Annotated in this window: 1 protein-coding gene; it reads left to right on the top strand. The window is 63.6% G+C overall.

The genetic code is table 11. The features are described 5' to 3' along the window. Position 1: 1 nt before the first annotated feature. Positions 2–5956, top strand: a 5955-nt coding sequence (locus RGV59_RS30860; protein WP_322247154.1) for a filamentous hemagglutinin N-terminal domain-containing protein, incomplete at its 3' end; no start/stop codon positions are given.

Consider the following 5956-nt stretch of genomic DNA (forward strand, 5'->3'; position numbering starts at 1 on the left):
CATGGACGTCCGCCAATTCGCCTTTCTTGCGCGCCAACCTTCTGCGGCCCTGAAAAACCGCACGTCGTTTCTGGGGCTGCCCAAGCGCGGGTTGGCGCTAATCCTGGTTAACGCCATGTTCTGGCAACCGTTGCTGGCACAGGCGGATGGCATCGTCGTCAATGCCCCCGGCACCACACTGGCGCAAGCGGGCAACGGCGTGCCCATCGTCAACATCGCGGCGCCGAATGCGGCGGGCTTGTCCCATAACCAGTTCCATGACTACAACGTCGGCGCGCAGGGCCTGATCCTCAACAACGCCACGGATCGCACCCAAAGTACGCAACTGGGCGGGATCATTGTTGGCAACCCCAATTTCACCGGGCAGGCCGCCAGCACCATCCTCAACGAAGTCAACGGCGGCAGCCCCAGCCAGTTGCGCGGCTACACCGAAGTGGCGGGGCAGGCGGCCCATGTGATTGTCGCCAACCCTTACGGTGTGAGCTGCAATGGCTGCGGCTTTATCAACACGCCGCAGGTGACGCTGACCACCGGCCAGGCCGTGATTGAAAACGGCAAGGTCAGCCGCTACCAGGTGGACCAGGGCAGTGTGTCGGTTGACGGCGACGGATTGAACGCGAGCAACGTGGGCCAGTTCGAAATCATCACCCGCGCCGCGCACATCAATGCGCAGATTCAGGCGCAAAAGCTGACCGTTGTTGCCGGTCGCAATGACGTGGACGCCAGCACCTTGAATGCCGCCGCACGGGCTGCGGACGGCAGTGCTGCACCGGCACTGGCTATCGATTCGTCGGCGCTGGGCGGGATGTACGCCGGCACGATCAGGCTGGTGGGCACTGAGGCGGGCGTGGGGGTAAAACTTGCCGGCAACATGGTGGCCGGTGGTGATATCCGGATCGACGCCAACGGGCACCTGAACCTGGGGCAAACCTCTGCCGGCAATGCATTGAATGTGACCGCCCAAAGCCTGGAAACCCAAGGCGCGGTATATGCCGGTACGGATCTGGCGATCAAGGCCCAGGGCGACCTGAGCAACACCAACAACCTGGCAGCCCGTGACAGCATCACGCTGGACAGCGGCGCTCGCCTGAGCAACCGCGGCATTATTGAAGCGGGCGTCAATGCCGACAACAGCCGCAATGCCAACGGCGATGTGCGCCTGACCGCGCAAACCCTCGACAACACCGGTAACACCATCATCGCCAGCCGTGACCTGACGGTGAATGCGGCTGCGCTGGTCAATCAGCACGGCACCCTCAGCGCCGGGCGTCAGGCGCAGGTCAGTGCCGATCAAGTCGATAACACGAATCAGGGTCGGATAATCAGCGCCGGCAGCCTGGGGCTGACGGCCAGCCAGTTGCTCAACAACACTGGTGGGCTGTTGAGCGGCACCGGCAATCTCAACGGCACGGTGGGCCAACTGCTCAACAACGCAGGCGAGCTGTCGAGTGTTGGCCAGGTCAGCTTGCAGGTTGCGTCTCTGGATAACGTTGCCGGCCTGGTGTCGGCCGGGCAGGCGTTGAGCCTCAACGCCAGCGGCGCGCTGAATAATCAGGGCGGGCGGATAGCGGCGGGGCAGGCGGTGCAACTCACCGCAGGCGCACTGGACAACAGCCAAAAGGGCGCGCTTACCAGCCAAGGCACGCTTGACCTTGCAAGCGGCCCGGTCAACAACAGTGCCGGCGGCCAAATCTCCAGTACCCAGGGGCTGCACGCAAACCTGGGTAGCCTTGACCAGCATGACGGCGGCCGTTTCTACAGCACCGCCGACATGAGCCTGAACCTCAACAGCGGCCTGCTGGACAACCGCAACGGGCTGCTCAACGCAAGCGGCCAGTTGACCCTCAAGGGTCTCAACACCGTTAACAACCATCAGGGCGAAATTTCCAGTGCACACGGCTTTTCGCTCGCCGCCAATAGCCTGGATAACGGCGCGGGCAAGCTGCTCAGCGATCAGGCCCTGACAGTGCAGATCGCTCAAGTGCTGAACAACGGTGCCGGGGTGATTTCTGCCAACGGTTTACAGGTCGCCGTCGGCAGCCTGGACAATACCGCCGGCCGGGTAGCCAGCCAGTCCGATGTGAGCCTTGACCTCAATCGTGGCCAACTCACCAACCTGGGCGGCGTGATCAACGCGCCGGGGCAGTTGCTGCTCAGTCATTTGAACGGCGTCGATAATCGCAACGGCGAGATCTCCAGTACCACCAGTTTCAGCCTGCTGGCCGACAACCTCGACAACAGCAACGGCAAACTCCTTAGCGCACAGGCGTTGACAGTGCACATTGCCCAGGCCCTGGAAAACGCCAAGGGGCTGGTGTCCGCACAGGCGCTGGAGGTGCATGGCGCCAGCCTCGGCAACGTCGGCGGCACCCTCAGTGCCACGGGCGGCTTGGCCGTGCAGGTCGACGGTGGGCTGGATAACCGCAACGGGCAGATCCTCGCGCACACGGCTTCGGTCACTGTGGGCACCTTGGATAACCGTCAGGGCCAGGTGCAGGGTGACGCAAGCCTGAGCCTTGTCGGCGCTGGAGCCATCGATAATCGCCAGGGCACCCTGGCGACCGGCCAGGCGTTCGACTTGAGCGCGGCGAGCCTGGATAACACCAATGGCAGCCTGACCAGCAACGGCCAACTGACGGCACAGATCGCCGGGCAACTGCTCAACCAGACTGGCCTGTTCGCCGCTACCGGCGACCTGCAACTGAGCGCCGCCAGCCTGGACAACGGGAGCCTGGGCCGCATCATCGGCAAGGCCAACAGCCGCCTTGCCGTCGGCCAGTTGGACAACCGCGGCGGCGAAGTCTCCAGCGTTAACGACCTGAGCGTGACCGGTACCGGCGTCGACAACAGCCAGGGCGGTCACCTGCTGGCCGGCGGCGCGCTGCAACTGACGCTTGATCGCCTCGATAACCAGCTCAAGGGCATCCTCAGCGGGCAGCACACCGTCAGCATCAACGCGGGCAGCCTGGACAACAGTGGCCAGGGCAGCGTGTATGCCAAAGACGACCTGTCATTGCTGCTGCGCAATCAGTTCAATAACGGGCAGGGCGTGGTACGCAGCGACAGCCGCTTCAGCGCGCAAATGGGCAACCTGATCAACGATGGCGGGCGCATCAGCAGTGCCGGGCCATGGGCGCTCACCAGCCAGAGTGCGGTCAGCAACAAGGGCGGCGAACTGCTCAGCGCCGCCGGTTTGATGCTGACCAGCGCCAGCCTGGATAACAGTGTTGCCGGTCACCTTATCGGTGACGGCGCGGTGCGCGTCGTCACCGGTGCGTTGAACAACCAGGGCGGGCGGCTGACCAGCGCCGATCGCCTCGACCTCAGCGCCGCACAGGTGGACAACAGCGGCGCCGGCCGCATCGCCAGCACTCAGGCGCTGAACGCCAGCGTTACCGGCCTGGACCAACACGCTGGCGGCCAGTTGTACAGCACCGCCAGCCTGACTCTGGACCTGAACCACGGGCTATTGAACAACGCCGGTGGCCTGATCCACGCCCCGGGCGCGTTGCTGCTGAACCATCTCGACAATGTGGATAACAGCGGCGGCGAAATCTCCAGCGCGCAGGCCTTTACCTTCGTCGCGCAGAACCTCGACAACAGCGCCGGCAAGCTGATCAGCGACCAGGCGCTGACCCTCACGGTCGCGCAGCTGCTGACCAACCTCAACGGTGAAATTTCGGCGGCCGGGCTCAAGGCGCAAGCGGGCACACTGGATAACACTCACGGCTTGCTGAGCAGTTCAACGGACCTGGGATTGACCGTGGCCGGCAACCTCGTCAACGACAACGGCGAGGTATCGAGCGCCGGTGCCAGCGTGGTCAATGCCGCGACGCTGAGCAATAAGCGCGGGCAAATGCTGGGCGATAACAGCCTTGACCTGAACGTCAGCGGGGCACTGGGTAACAATGGCGGCACTCTCGGCGCCGGCCAACGCTTGCAGGTCAAATCCGCCAGCCTCGACAACAGCCAGTCCGGCAGCCTGGTCAGCGACGGCAGCTTGAGTGCGACCGTTGACGGCCTGCTCGACAACCATGCGCAAGGCAGCGTGCAGGCCAAGGGCGCGGTGGACATCCAGTCCGCCAGCCTGGACAACCGCACCGGGGCGATTCGCACCAACGGGAATCTGAACCTGCACACGGGCCAGGTGGACAACCGCCAGGGCGTGATCAACAGCAAGCAGGCACTGGGCTTCGTGGGTCAGTCGCTGAATAACAGTAACGGCTTGACCAGCGCCACCGGCCCGGTGCAGTTGGCGTTCGATACCGTCAGCAACGACAAGGGACGTATCGCCAGCCAGGGCGATCTCGACGCAACTCTGGGAGCGCTGACTCAACAGGGTGGTGAACTGGTGGCCCAGGGCAACCTGACGCTGAATGCCAACACCCTCGACAACCGCAACGGTGGGCTGGTTGCCGCCACAAAAGCGCTGAAACTCAGTATCGACAGCGTCGACAACCGCGTGGGGGAAATTTCCAGTCAGCAAAGTGTCTCGCTGAGCGGCCAATACCTGGATAACAGTGGCGGCAAGTTGCTCGCTGCAACTGCACTGGAACTGGCCGTTGCCCAGGTGATCAACCAGGCCAAAGGGCTGGTGTTCGCTCAAGACGCGCACCTGGTGGGCACGCGCCTGGACAACACCCAAGGCAGCGTGGCGGCCCAGCACTCGCTGGCCATTCAACTGGCTCCGGCCATGTTGCCGGGCGCCAGCCTGATCAACGCCGGCGGCACCCTCAGCAGCGAAGGCGGCCTGACGCTGCTCGGCCAACGCCTCGACAACACCGGCGGCAAGGTGTCCAGCGCCGGCCTGCTGAGCGTGACCAGCGCTGGCGACTTGTTGAACCTGGGCGGCACCTTCGACGCGGCGCAAGGCCTGGCACTTTCCAGTGCCAGCCTCGACAACAGCCAGCAAGGCCTGATCAAAAGTGACGGTGCCTCCCGCATCACCACCGGCCAGTTCAACAACGCCACGGGCGGGCAGCTCACCAGCACCGGCAAGCTCGACCTCACGGCGGCCCAGGTCAACAACGGCGGGCGTATCGCCAGCGCCGATGTGTTGAGCGCGAACCTCACCGGGCTGACCCAACAGAACGGCCAATTGTTCAGCAACACCCAACTGAACCTGAACCTCAACGGCGGCGACTTGAGCAACAGCGGCTTGATCAATGCGCCAATCCTGCTGCTGAGCAACCTGGGCAACCTCAGTAACCAGGGCGGCGAAATCTCCAGCCAGAATGCGTTTTCGCTGGCTGCGCGCAGCCTGGACAACAGCAACGGCAAACTCATCAGCAATCAGGCCCTGACCCTCACTGCGGACCAGCAACTGGGTAACGTCAACGGCCATATCAGCGCCGTGGGTTTCACTGCGCGCAGCACGCAGCTGGATAACACCGACGGCATCATCAGCAGCCATGATGGCGTGGACATCAGTGCCCGTGACCTGCTCACCAACCTGCGCGGCAGCCTGGTCGGTGACGGCTCGCTGCTGCTGACCACCGCCAGCCTGGACAACCGCGCGGGGCAGGTCGCAGGCAAGGCTGACACAACGCTCAATGCCGGCGTGATCAACAACCAGAAAGGCCAGGTGATCAGCACCGATACCTTGCACCTGCGCGGTGCCAGCCTGGATAACCGCACCGGCCTGGTCGGCACGACCAACGCGTTGAAACTGGATGTGGGCAGTGTCGACAACCGCGCGGGCGAGTTAAACGGCAGCGCCGATGTCAGCGTCAACGGTCAACAGCTGGACAACAGCGATGGCGGCAAGCTGTTTGCCGCCAACGCCCTGAGCCTTGTCGTTGACCAGTTGCTGAACCGTACCCTCGGCCAGCTCAACGGCCAACGTGTGACCCTCACCGGCTCAACGCTGGACAACAGCGGCGGCAAGGTTTTCAGCCAGCAACCGCTGGTGCTGAACCTCACCGGTGATGTGAACAACACCCAAGGCCTGTTGAGC

It is taken from the genome of Pseudomonas sp. FG1 (assembly GCF_034313875.1).
In the GTDB taxonomy this organism is placed as follows: Bacteria; Pseudomonadota; Gammaproteobacteria; order Pseudomonadales; family Pseudomonadaceae; genus Aquipseudomonas; species Aquipseudomonas veronii.